This is a genomic window from Terrabacter sp. 2YAF2 (assembly GCF_052114705.1).
Lineage (GTDB): Bacteria > Actinomycetota > Actinomycetes > Actinomycetales > Dermatophilaceae > Terrabacter.
The window spans coordinates 49980-74700 of record NZ_JBFRFG010000018.1 but is presented as its reverse complement, the minus strand read 5'-3'; the positions used below and the strand labels follow the sequence as shown (position 1 = coordinate 74700).

20 protein-coding genes are annotated in these 24721 nt (G+C 70.8%); 8 read left to right on the top strand and 12 right to left on the bottom strand.

Annotated features, from left to right (window positions below):
• Positions 1 to 38 precede the first annotated feature (38 nt).
• Entirely contained in the window at positions 39 to 1004 is a 966-nt protein-coding gene (locus tag AB4030_RS17810; RefSeq protein WP_442280542.1) for an electron transfer flavoprotein subunit alpha/FixB family protein, read from the bottom strand.
• 33 nt (positions 1005 to 1037) lie between these two features.
• Positions 1038 to 1820 carry an electron transfer flavoprotein subunit beta/FixA family protein gene (locus tag AB4030_RS17805; protein WP_442280541.1) on the bottom strand — a complete coding sequence of 261 codons (783 nt, stop codon included), beginning with the start codon at positions 1818 to 1820 and terminating at the stop codon, positions 1038 to 1040.
• Between the two features lie 228 nt (positions 1821 to 2048).
• Here AB4030_RS17805 and AB4030_RS17800 point away from each other — a divergent pair, with 228 nt between their 5' ends.
• A complete protein-coding gene (locus tag AB4030_RS17800; protein WP_442280540.1) occupies positions 2049 to 2843 on the top strand; it encodes an SDR family oxidoreductase in 795 nt (264 codons plus the stop codon).
• A 72-nt stretch (positions 2844 to 2915) separates the two neighbouring features.
• Here the strand turns inward: AB4030_RS17800 and AB4030_RS17795 are convergent, their stop codons facing one another.
• From AB4030_RS17795 to AB4030_RS17785, 3 genes are read right to left on the bottom strand one after another with little or no spacing between them, the layout of a single operon-like run.
• Entirely contained in the window at positions 2916 to 3242 is a 327-nt protein-coding gene (locus AB4030_RS17795; protein ID WP_442280539.1) for a hypothetical protein, read from the bottom strand.
• Positions 3239 to 4018 carry an enoyl-CoA hydratase/isomerase family protein gene (locus AB4030_RS17790; protein ID WP_442280538.1) on the bottom strand — a complete coding sequence of 260 codons (780 nt, stop codon included), beginning with the start codon at positions 4016 to 4018 and terminating at the stop codon, positions 3239 to 3241. Before AB4030_RS17790 ends, AB4030_RS17795 begins: the two co-directional genes overlap by 4 nt.
• Positions 4018 to 4542, bottom strand: coding sequence for a YbjN domain-containing protein (locus AB4030_RS17785; protein ID WP_442280537.1), 525 nt, complete (start codon positions 4540 to 4542; stop codon positions 4018 to 4020). The genes AB4030_RS17790 and AB4030_RS17785 overlap by 1 nt, the downstream gene beginning before the upstream one ends.
• Positions 4543 to 4619: 77 nt before the next feature.
• Here AB4030_RS17785 and glgX point away from each other — a divergent pair, with 77 nt between their 5' ends.
• A complete protein-coding gene (glgX, locus tag AB4030_RS17780) occupies positions 4620 to 6761 on the top strand; it encodes a glycogen debranching protein GlgX (RefSeq protein WP_442280536.1) in 2142 nt (713 codons plus the stop codon).
• Between the two features lie 69 nt (positions 6762 to 6830).
• On the opposite strand, the gene glgP is transcribed toward glgX, so the two are convergent.
• The gene (glgP, locus tag AB4030_RS17775; RefSeq protein WP_442280535.1) at positions 6831 to 9419 is read right to left on the bottom strand and encodes an alpha-glucan family phosphorylase; all 2589 of its coding nucleotides are present in this window, start codon (positions 9417 to 9419) and stop codon (positions 6831 to 6833) included.
• Positions 9420 to 9730: 311 nt separating this feature from the next.
• On the opposite strand from glgP, the gene AB4030_RS17770 reads away from it, so the two are divergent.
• From AB4030_RS17770 to AB4030_RS17745, 6 genes are read left to right on the top strand one after another with little or no spacing between them, the layout of a single operon-like run.
• Entirely contained in the window at positions 9731 to 11749 is a 2019-nt protein-coding gene (locus AB4030_RS17770; protein WP_442280559.1) for an alpha-1,4-glucan--maltose-1-phosphate maltosyltransferase, read from the top strand.
• Positions 11750 to 11752: 3 nt separating this feature from the next.
• Positions 11753 to 13459, top strand: a complete 1707-nt coding sequence (treS, locus tag AB4030_RS17765) for a maltose alpha-D-glucosyltransferase (RefSeq protein WP_442280534.1) — start codon at positions 11753 to 11755, stop codon at positions 13457 to 13459.
• The gene (locus AB4030_RS17760; protein ID WP_442280533.1) at positions 13459 to 14886 is read left to right on the top strand and encodes a maltokinase N-terminal cap-like domain-containing protein; all 1428 of its coding nucleotides are present in this window, start codon (positions 13459 to 13461) and stop codon (positions 14884 to 14886) included. The genes treS and AB4030_RS17760 overlap by 1 nt, the downstream gene beginning before the upstream one ends.
• On the top strand, positions 14883 to 17162 hold the full coding sequence (gene glgB, locus AB4030_RS17755; protein ID WP_442280532.1) for a 1,4-alpha-glucan branching protein GlgB: 2280 nt from the start codon (positions 14883 to 14885) through the stop codon (positions 17160 to 17162). The genes AB4030_RS17760 and glgB overlap by 4 nt, the downstream gene beginning before the upstream one ends.
• The gene (pgm, locus tag AB4030_RS17750) at positions 17159 to 18805 is read left to right on the top strand and encodes a phosphoglucomutase (alpha-D-glucose-1,6-bisphosphate-dependent) (RefSeq protein WP_442280531.1); all 1647 of its coding nucleotides are present in this window, start codon (positions 17159 to 17161) and stop codon (positions 18803 to 18805) included. Before glgB ends, pgm begins: the two co-directional genes overlap by 4 nt.
• Entirely contained in the window at positions 18802 to 19299 is a 498-nt protein-coding gene (locus AB4030_RS17745) for a hypothetical protein (RefSeq protein WP_442280530.1), read from the top strand. Before pgm ends, AB4030_RS17745 begins: the two co-directional genes overlap by 4 nt.
• Positions 19300 to 19403: 104 nt before the next feature.
• Here AB4030_RS17745 and AB4030_RS17740 read toward each other — a convergent pair whose 3' ends face one another.
• From AB4030_RS17740 to AB4030_RS17715, 6 genes are all read right to left on the bottom strand, one after another.
• A complete protein-coding gene (locus AB4030_RS17740) occupies positions 19404 to 20348 on the bottom strand; it encodes a co-chaperone YbbN (RefSeq protein ID WP_442280529.1) in 945 nt (314 codons plus the stop codon).
• 14 nt (positions 20349 to 20362) lie between these two features.
• Entirely contained in the window at positions 20363 to 21343 is a 981-nt protein-coding gene (locus AB4030_RS17735; protein WP_442280528.1) for a hypothetical protein, read from the bottom strand.
• Between the two features lie 213 nt (positions 21344 to 21556).
• Positions 21557 to 22060, bottom strand: a complete 504-nt coding sequence (locus AB4030_RS17730; protein WP_442280527.1) for a GNAT family N-acetyltransferase — start codon at positions 22058 to 22060, stop codon at positions 21557 to 21559.
• Positions 22053 to 22367, bottom strand: coding sequence for a thiamine-binding protein (locus AB4030_RS17725; protein WP_442280526.1), 315 nt, complete (start codon positions 22365 to 22367; stop codon positions 22053 to 22055). Before AB4030_RS17725 ends, AB4030_RS17730 begins: the two co-directional genes overlap by 8 nt.
• Positions 22368 to 22467: 100 nt before the next feature.
• On the bottom strand, positions 22468 to 23433 hold the full coding sequence (meaB, locus tag AB4030_RS17720) for a methylmalonyl Co-A mutase-associated GTPase MeaB (protein ID WP_442280525.1): 966 nt from the start codon (positions 23431 to 23433) through the stop codon (positions 22468 to 22470).
• Between the two features lie 20 nt (positions 23434 to 23453).
• A complete protein-coding gene (locus AB4030_RS17715) occupies positions 23454 to 24659 on the bottom strand; it encodes an acetyl-CoA C-acetyltransferase (protein WP_442280524.1) in 1206 nt (401 codons plus the stop codon).
• Between the last annotated feature and the right edge of the window lie 62 nt (positions 24660 to 24721).

Genomic DNA, 24721 nt, shown 5'->3' with positions numbered 1-24721 from the left:
GATGTGTCAGCTTCAGCCGTGCGGTGGCACGACGGCGGTCAGTCCTTGGCGGCCTTGATCGCCTCGGTCGCCTGCGGGAGGACGGTGAAGAGGTCGCCCACGACGCCGAAGTCGACGAGCTCGAAGATCGGGGCCTCGTTGTCCTTGTTGACGGCCACGATGGTCTTGCTCGTCTGCATGCCGGCGCGGTGCTGGATGGCACCGGAGATACCGCACGCGACGTAGAGCTGCGGGCTCACCTGCTTGCCGGTCTGGCCGACCTGCGAGGTGTGGGGGTACCACCCGGCGTCGACGGCGGCACGGCTCGCACCCACGGCGGCGCCGAGCGAGTCGGCGAAGTCCTCGACCTTGGAGAAGTCGCCGGCGGTGCCGCGGCCACCCGAGACCACGATGGCGGCCTCGGTCAGCTCGGGGCGGCCGGTGGCCTGCTTGGGCTGGGACTCGGTGATCTTCGCGCCCTTGGCGGCGTCGGACGGGGTGAAGTCGAGCACCTCGTCGGTCATCTGACTGGCCGCACCGGCGACCTCCTCGGGGGTGGCCGAGTTGGGCTTGACGGCGACGATGGGCGTGCCCTTGGTGACCGTCGCCGACACGGTGTACGAGCCGGCGAAGACGGACTGCGTCGTCGCGACGCCACCATCGGCAGCCTGGACGTCGACGGCGTCGGTGATCAGGCCCGACTCGGTCTTGACGGCGAGGCGGGCGGCGATCTCCTTGCCCTCCGGGGAGGAGGGCACGAGCACGGCGGCCGGCGACTTGTCGGCGACGAGCTGCGCGAGCAGCTCGGCCTGGGGGACGACGAGGTGCCCGAGCACGTCGGGCGACTCGACGCGGTAGACCTTCTCGGCGCCGAAGCGGGCGAGGGTCTCCTTGGCGGCGTCGAAGCCGGTGCCGACGAAGACGGCGGACGGCTCACCGAGCCGGCGCGCGATCGTCAGCAGCTCGGCCGTGGTCTTGCGAACCTTGCCCTCGACGTGGTCGACGAGCACGAGTACTTCAGCCATGGTGCGGTTCTCCTTTGCTGGCTGGTGGGCAGGTCAGACGAACTTGCGCTCGGACAGGAAGGCGGCGAGCTTGCTGCCGCCGTCGCCCTCGTCGGCGACGATCTCGCCCTGGCTGCGCGGCGGGCGGGCGGCGAAGGACTCGACCTTCGTCCACGCGGCGTCGAGGCCGACCTGCGAGGCGTCGACGCCGAGGTCGGCGAGGCTCCACTGCTCGACGGGCTTCTTCTTCGCCGCCATGATCCCCTTGAACGAGGGGTAGCGCGGCTCGTTGATCTGGTCGGTGACCGACACGAGGGCCGGCAGCGTGGCGGTGATGGTCTGCGTCGAGGCGTCGCCGTCGCGACGGATCGTGGCGGTGCTCCCCTCGACGGTCAGCTCGGACGCGAACGTCACGGCGGGCAGGCCCAGTCGCTCGGCGAGCATCGCCGGGACGACGCCCATGGTGCCGTCGGTCGAGGCCATGCCGGTGACGACCAGGTCGACGTCGCCGATCTTCTTGACGGCCTCGGCGAGCACGAGCGAGGTTGCGATGGCGTCGGACCCGTGGATGGCGTCGTCGTTGACGTGCACACCCTTGTGGGCGCCCATCTGCAGGGCCTTCTTGATGGCGTCGGCAGCGGCGTCGGGGCCGACCGTCAGCACGGTCACCTCGCCATCGCCGGCCTCGACGATCTTCAGGGCCTCCTCGACGGCGTACTCGTCGAGCTCCGACAGCAGGCCGTCGACGTTCTCGCGGTCGGTCGTGTTGTCAGATGCGTTGAACGTGCGCTCGGCCTGGGCGTCCGGCACGTACTTGACACAGACGACGATGTTCATGGGTGAACGTCCTCTTCCGTTGCTGGGGGTGGTGCTCATGGAGCTGCCGGAGGTCGCTCCGGCACTGCCGTTCATCCTCTCATCGAGCGCCCGCCCAATCCGCACGCGTCAGGCGTGACGCTCGCCACCAGCCCAACGAGGGCGTATGCCGTCCGCGACGCGACGGGGCACCCATGGAGACCACAAACCGTTTGTCCGCAAGCGCGCCCAGTGCAGAGGATGGGGCCCGTGTCCAACGACCCCCACCGTCCCGCTCCATCCCGCGTCGCCCTCGTCACCGGGGTCGGGAGGCGGCGCTCGATCGGCGCCGAGCTCGCCCTCGGGCTGGCCGCCGACGGCTGGGACCTCGCCCTCGGCCACTGGCAGCCCTACGACGAACGCCTCGGCTACGAGCGCGGCGAGGACGACCCGGCCGCCGTCGCCGCGGAGTGCCGCGCGCTCGGCAGCCGCGTCGAGCTGCTGCCCGGCGACCTCGCCGACCCGGCGACGCCGGAGGCGCTCGTCGCCGCTGCCACCGACCGGCTCGGTCCGGTCACGGGTCTGCTCATGTCGCACTGCGAGTCGGTCGACAGCGGGATCCTCTCGACCTCGCTCGAGAGCTGGGACCGGCACTACGCCGTCAACGCCAGGGCGTCGTGGCTGCTCATCCGGGCCTTCGCCGAGCGGCTCCCGGTGCAGGCACCCGGCAGACCGGCGGCGGCCCGCGTCGTGGCCCTGACGAGTGACCACACGGCGCACAACTTGCCCTACGGCTCCAGCAAGGGCGCGCTGGACCGCATCGTCATCGCGGCGGCCCTCGAGCTCGCCGACCGCGGCCTGCGGGCCAACGTGATCAACCCGGGGCCCATCGACACCGGGTGGATGGACGACCGGATCCGCGCCCTCGGCGTGGCCGAGACCCCGGCCGGCCGGCTGGGCACCCCGAGCGACACCGCGGACCTCGTGCGGTTCCTCTTCTCCGAGGCCGGCGGCTGGATCAACGGCCAGCTGCTCCACAGCAACGGTGGCTTCAAGACCTCGTGACCCGAACGGCGGCGTTGACGCTGACAGGCCGATGGCGCCAGATCTCGTTAGGTCAGCTCAGGTCCGGTCGGGTCAGGCTGGGTCGGCGGTCTCGATGACGTGGAAGGCCGGCTCCTCGTAGGGGTGCGCCGCTCGGAGCGCCGCGACGACACGCGCGCGGCCGCTGCGCGGGAGGGTCACCTCGACCCGGTGCTCGGGCAGGCGCTCGAGCTCGCCGACGATCCCGATCGCAGGGTCTGCGCCGGGCCCGGGGCGGAACCGTCCTGATCCCTCGACCAGCCAGGCGCACTCGGTGTAGTCGCCGACGGCACCTGCGCCCGCGGCGAAGACTGCCGCGAGGACGTCCTCGGTCGACTCGACGGGCGAGTAGAACACGAGGACGTCCAGCGGTGGGGTCATCGACCCTCGAACCGGGCCTTGCCCGGTCCCTGTTCGACGAACGAGGTCATGCCGATCTCGCGGTCCTTCGTCGCGAAGAGCGAGGCGAAGAGCATCCGCTCGATCTCGAGACCGGTCTCGAGGTCGACCTCGAGACCACGGTCGATGGCCTCCTTGGCGGCGCGGACGGCATACGACGCCGCGCCGACGAAGGTGGATGCCCACTCGCGCGACGCCGTGTAGACGTCGGCGGCCGGCACGACCTTGTCGGCGAGGCCGATCGCGAGCGCCTCCCGGGCGTCGACGAAACGACCGCTGAAGATGATCTCCTTGGCGCGCGAGGCACCGACGAGGCGCGACAGGCGCTGGGTGCCGCCGGCGCCCGGGATGATGCCGAGGAGGATCTCCGGCTGGCCGAGCTTGGCGTCGTCCGCGACGACGCGGAAGTCGCAGGCGAGGGCGAGCTCGCACCCGCCGCCGAGGGCGTAGCCGGTGATCGCGGCGATGACCGGCTTGGGGATTCGGGCGACCGCGCTGATCGAGCTCATGAGCGGACCGGAGCGCTCGACCATGTCGGTGTACGACATCGCCTGCATCTCCTTGATGTCCGCCCCGGCAGCGAAGACGCGCTCACCGCCGTAGACGATGACGGCCTTGACGTCGGTGCGCGCGGTGGCCTCGGCCGCAGCCTCCCGGATCTCCTCCTGCACCTGGACGTTGAGGGCGTTCATCTTCGGCCGGTCGAGGCGGATCGTGCCGACGCCGTCCTCGACCTCGAGCCGGACGAACTCGCCCATCAGGCGTCGCCGGGCGTGCCGGAGGGCGCGTCGTCCATGGGCAGCCAGGACTGGAAGAAGAAGCCCACGCTCTGGAGGATGTGGTTGACCGACAGCGGCACGAGGATGTCGAGGTCGGCGTTCGGGGTGATGACGTGCTCGGCGGAGACGACGAGGCTCTCCTGGACGAGCGAGAGCTTGACGATGTTGAGCTGCATCGTCAGGTCGTTGCAGCGGGCCAGGCGCTCGTTGCGGTCCGCCGAGACGGGCTCGGCGAGCTGCCACTGGCCGAAGAAGCGGACGAGGGCCAGGTCGCCCTCGGCGACCCGGGCGAACAGGGTGGTGCTCGTGCCCTGGTCGTCGACGATGGCGAACTCGAGGTCGCCGTCGCCGTCGACGCTCGCCTCGATGCCGAGGCCCTTCAGGACCTCGAGGATGCGGTCGCGCACCGGTGCGTCGCTGGCGGAGGCGCCGTTGGGGCTCGCGGTGGGGCCGGCGTCGGGGGCGCTCGGCATGAAGTTGGGCAGCGAAGTCGGATCGGTCATGCGTCAACCGTAACGAGCCCGCGCGGCGAGGTCGATCCGACCCGGAGATGGGGCGGACCACCCCTACGCTCGGACACATGTGCCCGCCTCCGCCCGCGACGCCCGACCTGCCTCCGGAGCTCGGGGTCCGGCTGACCGCCGAGGGGGCGCAGTTCTCCGTCTACGCCGGCCACGCCCGCTCCGTCGAGGTCTGCCTCTTCGACCCGGCCGCCGACGGCACGACGACGGAACGGCGGGTGCCGCTGCGTCACCGCGCCCACGGGACGTGGTTCGACACCGTGCCCGGTGTCGCGGCCGGCCAGCGCTACGCCTTCCGCGTCGACGGGGACTGGGACCCGGACCGGTCGCTGCTGCACAACCCCGCGAAGCTGCTCCTCGACCCCTACGCCCGCGCCATCGAGGGCGGCGTGCACCTCGACCGCGCCCTCTACGCCCATCGCGTCGGTCCCGACCTCCGCGGCGACCTCTCGGTGCGCGACGACCGCGACTCCGCGCCACACATGCCACGTTGCGTCATCGTCGAGGACGAGTTCGACTGGGGCGCAGACGAGTTCCCGAGGCGCTCCCTCACGGAGTCGCTGATCTACGAGGTGCACGTCAAGAACGCCACGAAGCTGCATCCCGGCGTCCCGGAGGAGCTCCGCGGGACGTATGCCGGCCTCGCCCATCCCGCGTTCGTCGACCACCTCCTCGAGCTGGGTGTCACGGCCGTCGAGCTGCTGCCGGTACACACCTTCACGCACGAGCCGGACCTCGTGCTGCGCGGGCTGACGAACCACTGGGGCTACAACACGCTCGGCTTCTTCGCGCCGCACGCGGCGTACGCGTCGACGCCGGACCCGCAGGGCGCCCTCGACGAGTTCAAGACGATGGTCAAGGACCTGCACGCCGCCGGCATCGAGGTGCTGCTCGACGTCGTCTACAACCACACGGCGGAGAACTCCCGGGAGCACATGACCCTGTCGTGGCGAGGGCTCGACCAGCGTGCCTACTACCGCCTCGACGGTCGCGGTCGCGACATCGACGTCACCGGATGCGGCAACACCCTCGACCTGACGCACCCCGTCGTGGCGCGGATGGTCCTCGACTCGTTGCGCTACTGGGTGCAGGAGTGCCACGTCGACGGCTTCCGCTTCGACCTCGCCGTCGCGCTGGGCCGCGGCAAGGACGACGGCTACGACAGCGACCACCCCTTCCTCGTGGCGCTGCGCACCGACCCGTGCCTGTCACGCGCGAAGCTCATCGCCGAGCCGTGGGACCTCGGTCTGCACGGCTGGCGCACCGGGCAGTTCCCCCCGCCGTTCTCCGAGTGGAACGACCGCTACCGGGACGCGACTCGCACCTTCTGGCTGCGCGACCTGGCCGCTTCCGCGTCGGGCGGCGTCGGCCACGGCGTCCGTGAGCTGGCCACCCGGCTCGCCGGGTCGCAGGACCTCTTCGACCGGCACGACCGCGGCACCATCGCCTCGGTCAACTTCGTCACCGCCCACGACGGGTTCACGCTGGCCGACCTCACGGTGTACGACACGAAGCACAACGGGGCCAACGGTCACAGCGGGACGGACGGGTCCAACGACAACCGGTCGTGGAACCACGGCGTCGAGGGGCGCACGGACGACCCCGACATCGCCGCCGCCCGACGCCGGTCGATGCGCAACCTGCTGGGGACGCTGCTGCTGTCCACCGGTGTGCCGATGCTGGGCGCCGGTGACGAGATCGGCCGCAGCCAGCGCGGAAACAACAACCCGTACGCCCAGGACAACGAGATCAGCTGGACGTCGTGGGACCTCGACCCGTGGCAGGAGGACCTGCTCGAGACCACGCGCCACCTCGTGCGTCTGCGTCGCGACCACGCCGTCCTTCGGCAGCGGGCGTTCTTCTCCGGCCGGAGGGTCCAGCCCGACGGCTCGACCGACCTCGCGTGGTTCAGGGCCGACGGTGAGCCGATGGGCGAGCACTGGGACGGACCCGCGGTCGCCGTGCTGCAGGGTCTCTACAACGGGGCCGCGACCTCCGAGCAGTCGGTGCTCATCGTCGTCAACGGTTCGGCGGGCGCCGTCGACGTCACGCTCCCAGCGGCGCCGGGCGTGACGGCATACGCGCTCCTTTGGGACAGTGCTGACGAGCGCCCCACTCCCCCAAGCGATTCCGTCCCAGCGGGAGACTTCGTGTCGATGGCTGCGGCATCGATGCGCGTCTGGAGCTCGACCGGGACCTAGCTCGACGGCGGATGTGAGAGAGCCCGGACCCCGCTCCGGGGTCCGGGCTCTTCACGTCAGGCTGGAGGGTCAGGCGTTGCGTGCCAGTCCCAGCTCGGCAGGTCCGGCAAGTCCCGGGTGCTTGGGCACCACGCGCACGCTGTAGCCGAACGAACCGGTGCGTCGGAGCTTCTGGGAGCCGGCGAACTGGTGGCGGTCGTCGTCGTAGGACTCCACGAGGGCGAGCGGGGCGACTTCCACGCCCCACAGCTCGTCGACGTCGTTGACGTGGCCGTGGACGAGCTGCACCTCGACGTCGTCGGGGGTCAGGCCGTCGAGCGACACGTAGGCGCGCAGGTCGAGCACGTCGCCGACCTGCGGCGAGTCCGACACGCCCGAGGGCTCGACGTGCTCGACCTTGACCTTCGGCCACGCCGTGCGGATCTTCGCCTTGAAGGCGGCGAGGTCCTTGGCCCCGGCGAAGTCCGTTGCTGCGACCGAGCGCCCCGCACCGGCCGCGGGACTGTAGAGCTGCTCGGTGTAGTCCTGCACCATGCGGCTCGCGAGCACCTTCGGGCCGAGCGTCTTGAGGGTGTGGGTCATCATGTCGATCCACCCCTGCGGCAGGCCCGCGGCGTCGCGGTCGTAGAACTTCGCCGCGACGTCGTTCTCGATGAGGTCGTAGAGCGCGGAGGCCTCGATGTCGTCACGTCGGTCGGCGTCCTCGACACCGTCGGCGGTCGGGATGGCCCAGCCGTTGCGGCCGTCGAACCACTCGTCCCACCAGCCGTCGAGGATGGAGAGGTTGAGACCGCCGTTGAGGGCGGCCTTCATGCCCGAGGTGCCGCACGCCTCGAAGGGCCGCAGCGGGTTGTTGAGCCAGACGTCGCAGCCCGGGTAGAGGTGCTGGGCCATGGCGATGTCGTAGTTCGGCAGGAAGACGATGCGGTGGCGCACCTCGGGGTCGTCGGCGAAGCGGACCATCTCCTGGATGAGGCGCTTGCCGGTCTCGTCGGCGGGGTGGGACTTGCCGGCGATGACGAGCTGCACCGGACGCTCCGGGTGGAGCAGGAGGCTCTTGAGCCGCTCCGGGTCGCGGAGCATCAGGGTGAGGCGCTTGTACGTCGGCACCCGGCGGGCGAAGCCGATCGTCAGGACGTCAGGGTCGAGCACGTCGTCGACCCAGCCGAGCTCGGCGTCGCTCGCACCACGCTTGTGCCACGAGGACTTGACGCGCCGACGGACGTCGGTGACGAGCTTCTCCCGCATCTCGCGCTTCGTCGACCAGACCGCGTCGGCCGGCACCTCGTCGATGCGCTCCCAGTCGTCCTGGCCGGCGATGTCGGTGGTGCCGAGGTACTTGCGAGCGACGTCGTAGACGGCCCGGTCGACCCAGGTCGGCGCGTGGACACCGTTGGTGATGCTGGAGATCGGGACCTCGACGTCGTCGAAGCCCGGCCACAGCCCGTCGAACATCTCCCGGCTGACGACACCGTGGAGCTGCGAGACGCCGTTGGCGCGCTGCGCGAGGCGCAGGCCCATGACGGCCATGTTGAAGATGCCCGGCTGGCCACCGTCGTAGTCCTCGGCGCCGAGCGCCAGCAGCCGCTCGACCGGGACCCCGGGGATGGCGTTGGCCCCGCCGAAGAAGAGGTTGATCTTGGCGGCGTCGAAACGGTCGATACCGGCCGGGACGGGCGTGTGCGTCGTGAAGACCGTTGCCGCGCGGACGGCCTCGAGGGCGTCGTCGAAGGTCAGGCCGTGGTCGCGGACGAGCTCGGTGATGCGCTCGACGCCGAGGAAGCCGGCGTGGCCCTCGTTCGTGTGGTAGACCTCCGGCGTGGGGCTGCCGGACAGGCGCGACCACAGCCGGAGGGCGCGCACGCCGCCGATGCCGAGGAGCAGCTCCTGCTCGAGGCGGGTGTCACCGCCGCCGCCGTAGAGCGACTCGGTCACCTTGCGGGTCTGCTCGTCGTTGTCGGCGACGTCGGAGTCGAGGAGCAGCAGGGGCACCCGGCCGACCTGCGCCTTCCAGACGTGGGCGTGCAGCTCCCGGCCGGCCGGGAGGCTGACGGTGACGACGGCCGGGGTGCCGTCCTCCTCGCGCAGCAGCGACAGGGGAAGCCCGTCGGGATCGAGCACCGGGTAGGTCTCGACCTGCCAGCCGTCCCGGTTGAGGGACTGCTTGAAGTAGCCGGTCTTGTAGAAGAGGCCGACGCCGACGATCGGCACGCCCAGGTCGGACGCCGACTTCAGGTGGTCCCCGGCGAGGATGCCGAGACCGCCGGAGTACTGCGGCAGCACGGACGTGATGCCGAACTCGGGGCTGAAGTAGGCGATCGCGGCGGGGGCGGCCCTGCCGGCCGCCTCCTGCTCGCGGCTCCACGACTGGTACCAGCGCTCGTCGGTGAGGTAGTGGTGGAGGTCCTCGTTGGCCGCCACGACGCGCGCGACGAAGTCGTCGTCGGACTCGAGGGCTGCGAGCTCGTCGGAGGACAGCCGGGAGAGGAGCTTGACGGGGTCCTCACCCGCCTGGGCCCACTTGCGTGGACTGATGCTCTCGAACAGGTCGCGGGTCGGCGGGTGCCAGGACCAGCGCAGGTTGCTCGCGAGGACGCCGAGTCCCTCGATACGGCTCGGCAGGACGGTGCGGACGCTGAAGCGACGGATGGCCTTCACAAGGGGACAGCATAGGGGTCGCCATGTCGGGTTCTTGCAACCCTTGCAGGCGCGTTTCACCCACCGGACCGACCCGCACCGCCTCGTGGGCCAAACGCTGCAACTTCGATACGGTCGATTCCGTGACTGGCCCAGCGAAGAAGCAGCGTCCGAGCAAGCCCGACCGCGTGCGCACCGCCGCCCCTCCCCAGGCAGCCCGGCGCGACGATGCCACCCCGACCGCAGACGCCGCGTTCGTCGACGACACCGCGTCCGGAGCCGTCCACCTGGCCCCCGAACCCCCCGTGAGCACCCCGCCGACCGTCGAGGGTATGCCGGGTGGCGCCCTCCCGATGGGACGCATCCCCGTGAGCGACGTCCGCCCGGTCGTGGACGGCGGCACGCGCCCGGCCAAGTCGGTCGTCGGCGAGGAGTTCACGGTCCGGGCCAAGGTCTTCCGCGAGGGCCACGACGCCGTCAACGCGACGGCCGTGCTCACCGACCCCGACGGCACCGACCACTACTTCGCGATGCACAGCGACAACCCGGGCCTCTCCGAGTGGTCCACCACCGTCGTCGCCGACCGCGAGGGCTGGTGGACCTACCGCGTCGAGGGCTGGTCCGACCCCTTCGCGACCTGGGTGCACGACGCCGGCATCAAGATCGCCGCCGGGGTCGACGAGGACCTCATGTGCGCCGAGGGCGTCCGCGTGCTCCAGCGCTTCGCCGCGTCCGTGCGGGGTCTGGGCGTCGACGCGTCCGAGATCGACAAGGGCGTCGTCGCGCTCGGCGACAACCGGTCCCCCGCCGCGCACCGCTTCGGCGCAGCCACCTCCCCCGAGATCCTGGGACTCGCCGCGCTCGTGCCGCTGCGCGAGTTCGTGTCGGCGTCACCGGCATACTCCCTGCTCGTCGAGCGCGAGCGGGCGCTCTACGGCGCCTGGTACGAGATCTTCCCCCGGTCCGAGGGCGCGCACCGCGACGAGACGACGGGCGAGTGGGTCTCCGGCACCCTCCGGTCCGCGGCCGAGCGGCTGCCCGCGATCGCCGACATGGGTTTCGACGTCGTCTACCTGACGCCGATCCACCCGATCGGCACGACCGCCCGCAAGGGCCGCAACAACTCCCTCAACGCGCAGCCGGGCGACCCGGGATCCCCTTACGCCATCGGCTCGCCCGACGGCGGGCACGACGCCATCCACCCCGACCTCGGCACCTTCGAGGACTTCGACCACTTCGTCGCCGAGGCAGGTCGCGCCGGGCTCGAGGTCGCCCTCGACATCGCGCTGCAGGCCTCACCCGACCACCCGTGGGTGCAGACGCACCCCTCGCTCTTCACGACGCGGGCCGACGGCTCCATCGCCTACGCCGAGAACCCGCCGAAGAAGTACCAGGACATCTTTCCGCTCAACTTCGACAACGACCCCGCCACGGCCTACGCAGAGGTGCGACGGGTCATCCAGGTGTGGCTCGACCACGGCGTGCGCATCTTCCGCGTCGACAACCCCCACACGAAGCCGGTCGCCTTCTGGCAGTGGCTGATCGCCGACGTCGCGCTGACGCACCCCGACACGGTCTGGCTGTCCGAGGCGTTCACCAAGCCGGCGATGATGCACGAGCTCGCCAAGGCCGGGTTCCAGCAGAGCTACACCTACTACGCCTGGCGCAACGAGAAGTGGGAGCTCGAGGAGTACGGCCGCGAGCTCGCGGGCGAGACCACCGGGTCGGCCTACATGCGCCCGTCGTTCTGGCCGACGACGCACGACATCCTGACGCCGTACATGCAGTACGGCGGACCGACCGCGTGGAAGCTGCGCGCGGCCGTCGCGGCCACCATGTCGCCGACCTACGGCATCTACGCCGGCTACGAGCTGATGGAGCACGTGGCACGCCCGGGCGCCGAGGAGCAGATCGACAACGAGAAGTACGAGTACAAGGACCGTCAGTGGTACCTCTACGAACCGGGCGGCCCCCTCGAGAGCCGTTCCCTCGCCTGGTACCTCAAGCGTCTCAACGACATCCGCGAATGGCACCCCGCCCTGAGGTGGCTGCGCAACCTGCGGTTCCATGCGGCCGACGACGAGAACATCATGGTCTTCAGCAAGTCCCGGGTCGTCGACCGGGCCACGGGTGAGCGCGACACCGTCCTCGTCATCGCCAACCTCGACCCGCACGCGACCCGTGAGACGTGGGTGCACCTCGACATGGGGGCTCTGGGTATGGCTACGTGGTCGACCTTCGAGGCGCACGACCACATCACGAACCAGACGTGGGAGTGGCGCCAGGACAACTTCGTCCGCCTGGGGCCCGACTCCGAGCCCGTCCACATCATCCACGTGAGGAGCCACTGACAGATGCAGGGCCTCAACCTGTCCCAGCCCGGCCTGAAGCACGACCCCCAGTGGTTCAAGAAGGCGGTCTTCTACGAGGTGCTCGTCCGCGCCTTCGCCGACTCGAAGGGCTCCGGCGCCGGTGACTTCACCGGACTGATCAACCGGCTCGACTACCTCCAGTGGCTCGGGGTCGACTGCCTCTGGCTCCCACCGTTCTACGCGTCACCGCTGCGCGACGGTGGCTACGACATCGCCGACTACAAGGCGGTGCTGCCCGAGTTCGGCACGCTCCCGGAGTTCACCGAACTCGTGTCGCAGGCCCACGCCCGCGGCATCCGCATCGTCACCGACTTCGTCATGAACCACACGAGCGACCAGCACCCGTGGTTCCAGGCGAGCCGCGCCGAGCCCGACGGGCCCTACGGCGACTTCTACGTCTGGTCCGACACCGACGACGGCTACGACGACGCGCGCATCATCTTCGTCGACACCGAAGTGTCGAACTGGACGTTCGACCCGGTGCGCCGGCAGTTCTTCTGGCACCGCTTCTTCAGCCACCAGCCCGACCTCAACTTCGAGAACGAGGCCGTGCAGGAGGCGATGTTCGACATCGTGCGCTTCTGGATGGACCTCGGCATCGACGGCTTCCGCCTCGACGCGGTCCCCTACCTCTTCGAGGAGGAGGGCACCAACTGCGAGAACCTGCCGAAGACGCACGAGTTCCTCGCGAGGCTGCGCGCCATGGTCGACACCGAGTACCCCGGTCGCATCCTGCTCGCGGAAGCCAACCAGCCGCCGGCCGAGGTCGTCGACTACTTCGGCTCCGAGGAGGCGCCGGAGTGCCAGATGTGCTTCCACTTCCCCGTCATGCCGCGGCTCTACTACTCCCTGCGCGAGGAGAAGGCGGCCCCGATCATCGACGTGCTCGCGGACACCCCTGCCATCCCGTCGGGCACGCAGTGGGGCACCTTCCTGCGCAACCACGACGAGCTGACCCTCGAGATGGTGACGCCCGAGGAGCGGGCCGCGATGTACGGCTGGTACGCACCGGACCCCCGGATGCGCGCCAACGTCGGCATCCGTCGCCGGCTCGCGCCCCTGCTCGACAACTCACGTCCCGAGATCGAGCTCATCCACGCGCTCATCCTGTCGCTGCCGGGGTCACCGTGCCTCTACTACGGCGACGAGATCGGCATGGGCGACAACATCTGGCTCACCGACCGCGACGCCGTGCGCACCCCGATGCAGTGGACGCCCGACCGCAACGCCGGCTTCTCCAGCGTCGACCCGGGCAAGCTCTACCTGCCGGTCATCAGCAGCCTCGTCTACCACTACAACAACATCAACGTCGAGGCGCAGATGGCCCACTCGGCATCGCTGCTGCACTGGATCCGGGGCATGCTCCAGATCCGGGGTCGCCACCCCGTGTTCGGGCTCGGCGACTTCACCGTGGTCGAGGCCGACAACGAGGCGATCCTGGCCTTCACCCGCACGATCGAGCCCGACGGCAACGAGCCCGGCGAGGCGGTGCTCTGCGTCAACAACCTCTCGAGCCGCCCGCAGGCCGCGACGATCCAGCTGCCCGAGCACCTGGCGGGCCGCGAGCTCATCGACCTCTTCGGCGGCAGCGGCTTCCCGTGGGTGGCCGGCGACGGCCGGGTCACGCTGACGCTCGGCTCCCGCGACTTCTTCTGGCTCCGCGTGCGGGGCGGGGAGGACCACGGCTGATGGCCATCGTTCACAAGGACGCCACCATCGTGCCGACCAAGACCGAGATGGTCACCGACTGGATGCCGCACCAGCGGTGGTACCACGGCAAGGGACACGTCCCCCAGCTGCGGCGCGTGGGCGGCTTCCGGTTCGAGGACCCCGAGGGCGAGGTCGGCTGCGAGACGCTGCTGCTCGCCGACGAGGCGGTCAGCCCGGCGGTCGTCTACCAGGTCCCGCTCACCTACCGCCCCGCACCGCTGGAGGGTGGCGAGCACGCGCTGCTCGGCACGATGGAGCACAGCGTGCTCGGCACGCGCTGGGTCTACGACGGCCCGCACGACCCCGTCTACGTCAGCGAGCTCATGGCGACGATCCTCGGAGCGGGCGTCTCCGACGTGGCCCAGGCCTCCGTGGGCAACAACGCCGTGGCGACCGGGTCCTCGACGGGCCGCGTCCACGGGTCCGTGTCCTCGGCCGCGGTGCTGACCGGCGAGCAGTCCAACACCTCGATCATCTGTCGCATGACGGCTCCCGGCGGAGGCCCGGCCGAGCCGGTCATCGTCAAGGTCTTCCGCACCCTGCAGGACGGCGAGAACCCCGACGTCGTCGTGCAGTCCGCCCTGACCGCCGAGGGCTCCGACCGCGTGCCCATGGCCATCGGCCACCTCTCCGGTGCGTGGGACTCCCCCGCCGACGGGTCCCCGATGGAGGGACACCTGGCCTTCGCCCAGGAGTTCATCCCGGGCGTCGAGGACGCCTGGCGGGTGGCGCTCGTCGCCGCCGCGTCCGGCTCGGACTTCACCGCCCGGGCCCGCGACCTCGGCGTCGTCACCGCCCAGATCCACGGCGCCCTCGCGCACTCGCTGGGAACCCACGAGGTCACTCCGGAGGCCCGCGAGGCGCTCGTCGCCTCGATGCGCCAGCGGTATGCCGCGGCCGTGGCGCTCGTGCCCGAGCTCGCGTCCTGCGCCCCGGCCGTCGACCGCTTCGTCGCGTCGGTCCGCGACGTGAGCTGGCCACCGCTGCAACGGATCCACGGCGACTACCACCTCGGTCAGGTGCTCGACGTGCCCGAGCGGGGCTGGGTGGCCCTCGACTTCGAGGGCGAGCCGCTGCGCCCGCTCGCCGAACGCGTACAGCCTGATCTCACGGCGCGTGACGTCGCCGGGATGCTGCGGTCGTTCGACTATGCCGCGGGCTCCGTGGCGTTGGCCGAGTCCCCCGTCGACGCGACCACCTGGGCGGCCGCCTGCCGGACGGCCTTCCTCGACGGCTACGCCTCCGTCGCGGGCGCACCCGATGCCGATGCCCAGGCCCTGACCCGGGCGCTCGAGCTCGACAAGGCGCTCTACGAGGTCGTCTACGAGGCCCGCAACCGGCCCTCGTGGCTGCCGATCCCGCTCGGCGCCGTCGAGCGGCTCACCACCGAGGAGAGCACGTCATGACCACTGCCACCCACGGCCCCTCCTTGGACGACGCCGCCATCACCGCGTTCCTCCACGGCCGCAACGGCCAGCCGCACGACCTGCTCGGCCACCACGTCGGCCCGGGCGGTCTCACCATCACCGCCTACCGTCCGTACGCCACCCGGGTCGGCGCCCGCCTCGACTCGGGCGAGCGGGTCGACCTGCAGCACGTGCGTGACGGCATCTGGTCGATGACCTCGCCGGACTTCACGACGACGCACGACTACCGCCTGCTCGTCCAGTACGGCGACGGCGTCGAGCACGAGCAGGACGACCCGTACCGTTTCGCACCGACCCTCGGCGAGATCGACCGGCACCTCATCAACGAGGGGCGTCACGAGCAGCTGTGGACCGTCCTCGGGGCGCATGTGCGGCACTACCCCGGACCGCTCGGCGACGTCTGGGGCGTGTCCTTCGCCGTCTGGGCGCCGCGCGCCAAGGCGGTCCACGTCATCGGCGACTTCAACGACTGGGACCGCCGGTCCCACCCGATGCGCGCCCTCGGCGAGAGCGGCATCTGGGAGCTCTTCCTGCCCGGCGCCAGGGAGGGGATGAACTACCAGTTCGCCGTCCGCGGTCCCGACGAGCTCGTGAGGCTCAAGAGCGACCCCATGGCGCGCATGACGGAGGTCGCGCCGAAGCAGGCGGCCATCGTCACCGAGACCCACTACGACTGGCGCGACGACGACTGGATGGAGCGCCGCCGCACGAGCAACGCCCACCAGGGGCCGATGAGCATCTACGAGGTCCACCTCGGCTCGTGGCGCCAGGAGCTCGGCTACCGCGGTCTCGCCGAGCACCTCGTCAACTACGTGCGCGACCTCGGCTTCACGCACGTCGAGTTCCTGCCCGTCATGGAACACCCGTACGTCCCGTCGTGGGGCTACCACGTGACCGGCTACTACGCCCCGAGCTCACGGTGGGGACGTCCCGATGACTTCCGCTTCCTCGTCGACGAGCTGCACCGGGCCGGCATCGGGGTCCTGCTCGACTGGGTGCCCGGTCACTTCGCCACCGACGAGTGGGCGCTCGCGCGGTTCGACGGGTTGCCGCTCTACGAGCACCCCGACCCCCGCAAGGGGTGGCACCCCGAGTGGGGCTCCAACATCTTCGACTACGGCCGGCCCGAGGTGCGCAACTTCCTCGTCGCCAACGCCATCTACTGGCTCGAGGAGTTCCACCTCGACGGCCTCCGCGTCGACGGCGTGGCCTCGATGCTCTACCTCGACTACGCCCGCGACGCCGGGGCCTGGGTGCCCAACAAGGACGGCGGGCGCGAGAACCTCGAGGCCGTCGAGCTGCTCAAGGAGACGAACGGCACCGCCTACAAGCGGGTCGGCGGGATCGTCACGATCGCCGAGGAGTCGACGACGTGGCCGGGCGTCACGAAGCCGACCAACGAGGGCGGTCTCGGCTTCGGCTTCAAGTGGAACATGGGCTGGATGAACGACTCGCTGAAGTACCTCGGCGAGGAGCCCATCTACCGCAAGTACCACCACGGCAAGCTGACGTTCTCGCTCATGTACGCCTTCGACGAGAACTTCGTGCTGCCCATCAGCCACGACGAGGTCGTCCACGGCAAGGGCTCGTTGCTGCGCAAGTCGCGCGGCTCGCGCGAGGAGCAGGTGGCGACGCTCCGCGCGTTCCTGGCCTACCTCTGGTGCCATCCCGGCAAGCAGCTGCTCTTCATGGGGTGCGAGTTCGGCCAGGAGTCCGAGTGGTCCGAGGGTCGCAGCCTCGACTGGTGGCTGCTCGAGCAGCCGCTGCACTACCGCGTCCACAACCTCGTCAAGGACCTCAACGGCATCTACCGCAGCCACCGCGCCCTGTGGGAGCTCGACGCCGACCGCTCGGGCTTCGAGTGGCTCGAGGCCGACGACGCCGCCCACAACACGTTCTCGTGGCTGCGCTTCGGCAAGGGTGACCGGTCGACGGACGCGCCGGTCGTCGCCTGCGTCATGAACTTCAGCGGTGAGACGCAGCAGTCCTACCGGATCGGCCTGCCCCGGGGCGGGAGGTGGACGGTCGTGCTCGACACCGCCGGCTACCACCCCGACGCCCCGAGCAGCGCCGGTCTCGTGGTCGAGACCCGGGAGGAGAGCTGGCACGACCAGCCGTATGCCGTCGACCTCACCGTGCCGCGCCTGTCGACCGTGTGGCTCGTCCCCGTCGACGAGCCACAGGCGCCGAGGATCGCGGTGACGTCCGACGCCAGCGACCCTGCCGTCACGAGCACGAACGGAGACCCGTCATGAGCCACCCGCGCGCCGGTCAGCCGGCCCAGGCCGAGGACCTCGTCGACGTCGACGCCCTCATCGGCGCCTACTACGACCGCCACCCGGACGTCGACGACCCCGACCAGCAGGTCGCCTTCGGCACGTCGGGGCACCGAGGGTCCAGCCTGCGCACGGCGTTCAACGAGGACCACATCCTCGCCACGACGCAGGCCATCGTCGACTACCGCGTCTCGCAGGGCTTCGACGGACCGCTCTTCATCGGCCGCGACACGCACGGCCTGTCCGAGCCGGCCTGGCGCTCGGCCCTTGAGGTGCTCGTCGCCAACGGTGTGCGGGTGCTCGTCGACGACCGTGACGGCTTCACGCCGACCCCGGCCGTCTCGCACGCGATCCTCCGCGCCAACCGCGGAAAGGCACCCGGTGCAACGGGACTGGCTGACGGCATCGTCGTGACGCCGTCGCACAACCCGCCCGCCGACGGCGGGTTCAAGTACAACCCGCCCCACGGTGGCCCGGCCGACACCGACGCGACGTCCGTCATCGCCGCCCGCGCCAACGAGCTCATCCGGCAGGGTCTCAAGGACGTCAAGCGCGTCGCGTTCGACAAGGCTCGCACGGAGGCCGGATCGTACGACTTCCTCGGGACCTACGTCGACGACCTGCCCCACGTCGTCGACCTCGCCCGCATCCGCGAGGCCGGGGTGCGCATCGGCGCCGACCCGCTCGGCGGTGCGTCGGTCGCCTACTGGGGCGAGATCGGCGAGCGGCACGGACTGGACCTGACGGTCGTCAACCCGCGCGTCGACCCGCAGTGGGCGTTCATGACGCTCGACTGGGACGGCAAGATCCGTATGGACTGCAGCTCCCCCTCGGCCATGGCCTCGCTCATCCATGCCAAGGACGCCTACGACATCTCGACGGGCAACGACGCCGACGCCGACCGGCACGGGATCGTCACGCCCGACGCTGGCCTGATGAACCCCAACCACTACCTCGCCGTGGCGATCCAGTACCTCTACGGTGGGGCCCGCCCGAAGTGGCCCGCTGCGACCGCCATCGGCAAGACCCTCGTGTCGTCGTCGATGATCGACCGCGTGGCCGGCGACCTCGGCCGCACGCTCCTCGAGGTCCCGGTGGGCTTCAAGTGGTTCGTGCCCGGACTGCTCGACGGCTCCGTGGGCTTCGGTGGCGAGGAGTCGGCCGGAGCCAGCTTCCTGCGCCAGGACGGCACGGTCTGGTCGACCGACAAGGACGGGATCCTGCTCGCCCTGCTCGCCTCGGAGATCCTCGCAGCCACCGGCCGGACACCCAGCCAGCACTACGCCGAGCTGACCGCCCGACACGGCGACCCGGCATACGCCAGGATCGACGCCGCGGCCTCGCGCGAGGAGAAGGCCAAGCTGGGCGCGCTCTCCCCCGATGACGTCACCGCCGAAACCCTTGCGGGAGAGCCGATCACGGGCAAGCTCACGGAGGCCCCGGGCAACGGCGCCAAGATCGGCGGTCTCAAGGTGACGACCGAGAGCGCGTGGTTCGCGGCGCGCCCGTCCGGCACCGAGGACGTCTACAAGATCTACGCCGAGTCCTTCCGGGGCGCCGAGCACCTGGCCCGCGTGCAGGCCGAGGCCAAGGACGTCGTGTCGGCCGCTCTGGGCGGATGAGCAGTTCCGACGAGTCCGGTCCGCGCGGGCGCCTCCTGCTCGTGACGGCGGCCCGGGCGCAAGCCCGGGCCGCCCTCGCGTCCGCGGTGGCCACACGGCTCGGCCGGGCCGTCCTCGTCGACGGGACGGCGCTCGAGCTCGCGGTCACGGCCGGTGACGCGGCAGGGTGGGACGAACCGCCGACCTCGGAACAGCTGCGGATGCGGCTGCTGCGCTGGTCAGCCGCCCTGTCGGTGGCGGAGACCTACCAGCTCGAGGGTTTCGACGCGGTCGTCGCCGAGGACGCGCTCGGCGACCGGCTCGAGGACTTCCTCGACCTGGTCGAGCCCGAACCGGTGCACGTGGTCGTCGTGGCCGACGAGGCCGACCCGGCCACGCCGCGATGGGGCCTCTGGGTCGAGGGCACCGACGTCGGGTCCGACGTCGAGTGCGTCGCCGAGGACGTCGTGGCGCACCTCGACGAGTCACGTGTGCTCACGACTCCGCCCGCCTGACTCCCACCCCCCAACTCCCACCCCCCAACTCCCCCGACAATCGAAAGAGCATTCCGTCCGCCTCGAGGCGGACGGAATGCTCTTTCGATCAGGGGGGTGGTCGGTCAGAAGAGGGCGCTCATGAGGGACTTGCGGGCCCGGACGACGCGCTCGTCCGTCACGCCCACGACCTCGAAGAGCTCGACGAGGTGCTCACGGACCGTGTTGCGGTCGGCGTCGGCCGTGACCCGGACGGTGTCGATGAGCCGGAGGAAGGCGTCCTCGACGTGCCCACCGAGCAGGTCGAGGTCGGCGACGAGGATCTGCGCGTCGACGTCGGTCGGCGCGGCCGCGGCGGCGGCCCGGGCCGTCTGGAGGTCGACCCCCTGGGTGCGCTGCAGGAGACCCACCTGGGCGAGCCCCAGCTTGGCGTCGGTGTCGGCGGGGCTCTGCGCCAGCGCCTCGCGGTACGCCGCTGCGGCACCGTCGAGGTCGCCGGACTCGATGGCGTCGAAGGCCTTCTGGTGCAGGGGCGGCAGGGGCTGCTCCTGCTCGACCTCGTCGGCCGCGGCAGCGACGTCGCCGGCCGCGACGGTGCCCGTGACGCCGTGCTGCGCCGCGAGCGCCAGCACCTGGTCGATGATCGCCGTGATCTGAGCCTCGGGCTGGACACCCTCGAAGAGCGGCACCGGCTGGCTCTGCACGAACGCGAAGCTCACCGGCACGGCCTGCACCTGGAAGGCCTGCAGGATCGTGGGGTTGGCATCGACGTCGACGGTCACGAGCTGGAAGCGGCCCGCGTAGCGACGGGCGACCGCGCCGAAGGACGCGACGAAGTCGGCCGACTCCTGGAGCCGTGGCGACCACAGCACCATGACGACGGGGTGCCGATCGGACGCCGCAATGACGTCACGGATCGTGGCGTCAGTGCCCTCGATGACGAGGCCGGCACCGTCCGCGGAGGTGGAGGCCGCGCCGGAGGCGGGGCCAGCCGGCTGGGCCGGACGCTTGAGCGATGACAGGTCGACGGCACCGCGCAGTGCTGCTGCGGTGAATGGCTGGTGACTCATAGATCAATCCTGTCTCACCGACCCGAGCCGGCGACGAGCTGGTCGGATGCGGCGACGATTCGCGCCGGTCCCGATGCAGGGATGACGATGGCGATGATCTCGTTGGAGGTCAGGCTGGCCTCGGTCGTGATCTGCTTGATACCGGTCAGGAGCGTGAGGTCCTTGGCCGGCGTCAGCTTGACGGGCGCGCGCATGGCGATCGCGTCGCTGCGCACGAGGTGGGCGAAGACGATGGCTCCCTTACCGTCCTTGAGCCGCAGTCCGCCGATGATGCCCTTGGGGTCGTGCTCCTGGGTGAACGCGCCCTGGTTGTTGAGGGCCTGCGACTGGGCGGCGGCCGACTGGCGCAGCTGCTGCGACAACGGGTCGTCGGCGAGCATCTTGGTCGCGGTCGGCTTCGGGTACTTCACGGAGGCGGCGAAGGCAGCCACGACGTCGTCAGGCTTCGCGCTGAGGCCTGCACCGTCGCCCACGGCGGCAGACCCGTCGGTCGTCGCATCGAGGGCGTCGAGCTTGGCCTCCGGGAGCATCGGCGTGACGGCGGCCGCCTTGAACGGTGCACCGGCCTGGCCGCCGACGAGCAGCACGAGAACGGCGGCCCCGGTCTTCTTCAGCGTCGTCTGCGCCAGCACCTGCTGCGGGGCGTCCCCACCACGCGAGATGGCGAGCACCTTGACGCCCGTCGTCGAGAGCTCCCCGGCGGCCTTGTCCGCAGCCGTGCGACCCGGCAGCGTCTTGGCGTAGGCGTTGGCCGACTGGAGCGCCGCCCCGACGAAGGCCTTCTCCCTGGCAGCGGCCCCTGCCGCGGTGGCATCGAGCGACGACGCCGCCACGGCACCCACCGCAGTGGCGGCCGTCGTCTGGGCGGCGTCCGGAGCGACGGCAGGGGTCTTCGGGGCCCCGGCGTCGCCGGAGCTGCTGGTGCAGGCGGAGAGCATGGCAGCACTGGCGAGCGCGGCGGCAAGAGCACGTCGACGGATCGCGGCGCGGGGCATGGAGAAGCCTTTCAGTGACTCAGGGGACAGGTCGAGCACGGCCGACCGCGACCCACGATACGCACGGAGGCTACGGGTTCCCAATCGGCGACGGGCCCCGCTGAGGGCATTTCGGGCAGTCAGGACACATCCAGGAGAGGGATCCGTGTCAGACGGGTCACGCCGGTCGCACGTCGCGAATGCCCGGACTGCCTCGTTCGTGACGATGCGCCCTCAGACGCGACGGACCAGCCTGATCTCCGGTGTCCCGGTCGCCGGATGCGCGTCGCGCCCGCCCTCGTCGACGAACCCGCGACGGGCGTAGAAGGCCCTGGCGCGGGCGTTGCCCTCGACGACCCACAACGTGGCCGCACGGTCCTCGACGAGCTCGTCGAGGAGGCGGTCGGCGACGCCGGTGCCGCGGGCCTGCGGCACCAGGTTGACGGCATACAGCTCCCACTCGGTGGGGGCGTCCTCGTCGCGGCTCGGGCCGGCGCTGCCGAAGCCGGCGAGGTGACCGTCGGGACCCACGACGACGAGCGTGCGTCCGGCCGCGCCCGCAGGCTCGGCGGTCCGTTCACGCCAGTTGTCCGCACACCGTTCGTCGCTCAGCCCGGCCAGGTAGTCGGCGGGCATCAAGCCGGCGTATGCGTCGCGCCAGATCGCCATGTGCACGCGCCCCAGCTCGTCGCAGTCCTCGAGCCCGAGCGGCCTGAGGCCCCAGCCGCCCTCAATCATCCTGCTGACGGTCCAGCGCGTCCTCGAGTCGCTCGAGCTTGCCGTCGAGCTCACCCGTCCAACCGGGGCGGATGTCCGCCTTGAGCACGAGCCCGACACGCGGCGAGGTCTGCGCCAGCACGTCGCAGCACTGCTTGACGACCCCCATGCACTCGTCCCACTCCCCCTCGATCGTCGTGAACATCGCGTCGGTGCGGTGCGGCAGGCCGGAGTCGCGCACGACACGGATGGCTCGGGCGACGGCGTCCGACACCGACCCGGTGTCGTCGGCCGCGACGGTGGGTGCGACGGAGAAGGCGATCAGCATGCCCTCACCGTATGCCGCCGTGAACGCCGCCGCGCGACCACCCTTCGCCTGCGCCGCACTCCGAGGGCCCACCCCCTCCTCGGGCGCAGTCCGGGTCGGGTCAGGAGTCGAGCTGCGCGAGGAGGCGGTCGGCGGCAGCGTACGGGTCGGTGCGACCGGCGACCACCTCGCGGGCCAGTGCCATCACCCCGTGGTGACCTCCGAGGTGGTCGAACCGCGAGCGCAGTGCTGCGAGCGCGATCGTCTCGATCTCGACGGCGGCGCGGCGTTCGCGGCGGCGGATGAGCTCGCCGTTCTCCTCGATGAACGCCCGGTGCTTGTCGAGCGCCTCCATCACCTCGTCGATCCCGGTCTTCTGGGCCGCAACGGTCTTGACGACCGGTGGCCGCCACAGGCCGGGCTCGGTGCGGTCGCCGAGGGAGATCATGTGACGCAGGTCGCGCACGGTCGCGTCGGCGCCGTCACGGTCGGCCTTGTTGACGACGAAGACGTCGCCGATCTCGAGGATGCCGGCCTTGGCCGCCTGGATGCCGTCGCCCATCCCGGGCGCGAGGAGCACGACCGAGGTGTCGGCGAGGCCGGCGACCTCCACCTCGGACTGGCCCACGCCGACGGTCTCGACGAGCACGACGTCGCACCCGGCCGCGTCGAGCACGCGGATCGCCTGCGGCGTCGTGAAGGACAGGCCGCCGAGGTGTCCACGTGACGCCATCGACCGGATGTAGACCTCGGGGTCGAGGGCGTGGTCCTGCATGCGGATGCGGTCGCCCAGGAGCGCGCCGCCCGAGAAGGGCGAGCTGGGGTCGACGGCAAGCACCCCGACCCGCAGCCCCCGCTCGCGGAACGCCCCGACGAGAGCCGTCGTCGTCGTCGACTTGCCCACTCCCGGAGAGCCGGTCAGCCCGATGACGTAGGCGTTGCCCGCGTGCGGCGCGAGTGCGGCCATCACCGTTCGGAGCGACTCGTGACCGTCCTCGACGAGCGAGATGAGACGCGCCACGGCACGCGGCGAACCCGCCCTGGCCGACTCGACCAGGGCGGGGACGTCGACGGATCGGCGTGCCACGCGGCGCGGACCCCGGCTGCTCAGGCGGAGGCGGGGACGCGGACGATGAGGGCGTCGCCCTGACCGCCGCCACCGCACAGCGCGGCGGCACCGACACCGCCACCGCGGCGCTTCAGCTCGAGCGCGAGGTGCAGGGCGATGCGGGCGCCGGACATGCCGATGGGGTGGCCGAGCGCGATGGCGCCGCCGTTGACGTTGACCTTGTCGACGTCGATGCCGAGCTCCTTGGCGGAGGCGAGACCGACAGCCGCGAAGGCCTCGTTGATCTCCACGAGGTCGAGGTCGGCGGGCGTGATGCCCTCCCTCTCGCAGGCGCGGGCGATGGCACGCGCCGGCTGCTGCTGGAGCGTCGAGTCGGGTCCGGCCACCATGCCGTGCGCACCGATCTCGGCGAGCCACGTCAGGCCCAGCTCCTCGGCCTTCGCCCTGCTCATGACGACGACCGCGGCGGCACCATCGGAGATCTGCGAGGCGGAGCCCGCCGTGATCGTGCCGTCCTTGCTGAAGGCCGGACGCAGGCCCGAGAGGGAGGCCGCCGTCGTGTCGGCGCGGATGCCCTCGTCGTTCTTGAAGACGACGGGGTCGCCCTTGCGCTGCGGGATGCTCACCGGCACGACCTCGTCGTCGAAGAGGCCGTCCTTCCACGCCTTGGCGGCGAGCTGGTGGCTGCGGGCCGAGAACTCGTCCTGCTCCTCGCGCGTGAAGGCCTGCTCCCCCGTGTTGGCCTGCTCGGTGAGCAGACCCATGGCCTGGTCGGTGAAGGCGTCCCACAGGCCGTCGAAGGCCATGTGGTCGCGCATCGTCACGTCGCCGTACTTGTAGCCCTCGCGCGACTTCGTCATGAGGTGAGGCGCGTTCGTCATCGACTCCTGGCCGCCGGCGACGACGACGTCGAGCTCGCCGGCGCGGATCAGCTGGTCGGCCATGGCGATGGCGTTGATGCCCGAGAGGCAGACCTTGTTGATCGTCAGGGCCGGGACGGTCATCGGGATGCCGGCGGCGTGCGCGGCCTGGCGGGCCGGGATCTGGCCCGCGCCGGCCTGCAGCACCTGGCCCATGATGACGTACTCGACCTGCTCCGGGGCGAGGCCCGCCTTCTCGAGAGCGCCCTTGATGGCGATGCCACCGAGGTCCGACCCGGAGAAGTCCTTGAGCGAGCCGAGCAGCCGACCCATGGGGGTCCGGGCACCGGCGACGATCACGGAGGTGGGACGGTCAGCAGTCATGGGTGAGGCCTCTTCCGACGTCGTTGGGGATGTCCCGACAAACTGTAGTCCGGGCCCTCGTG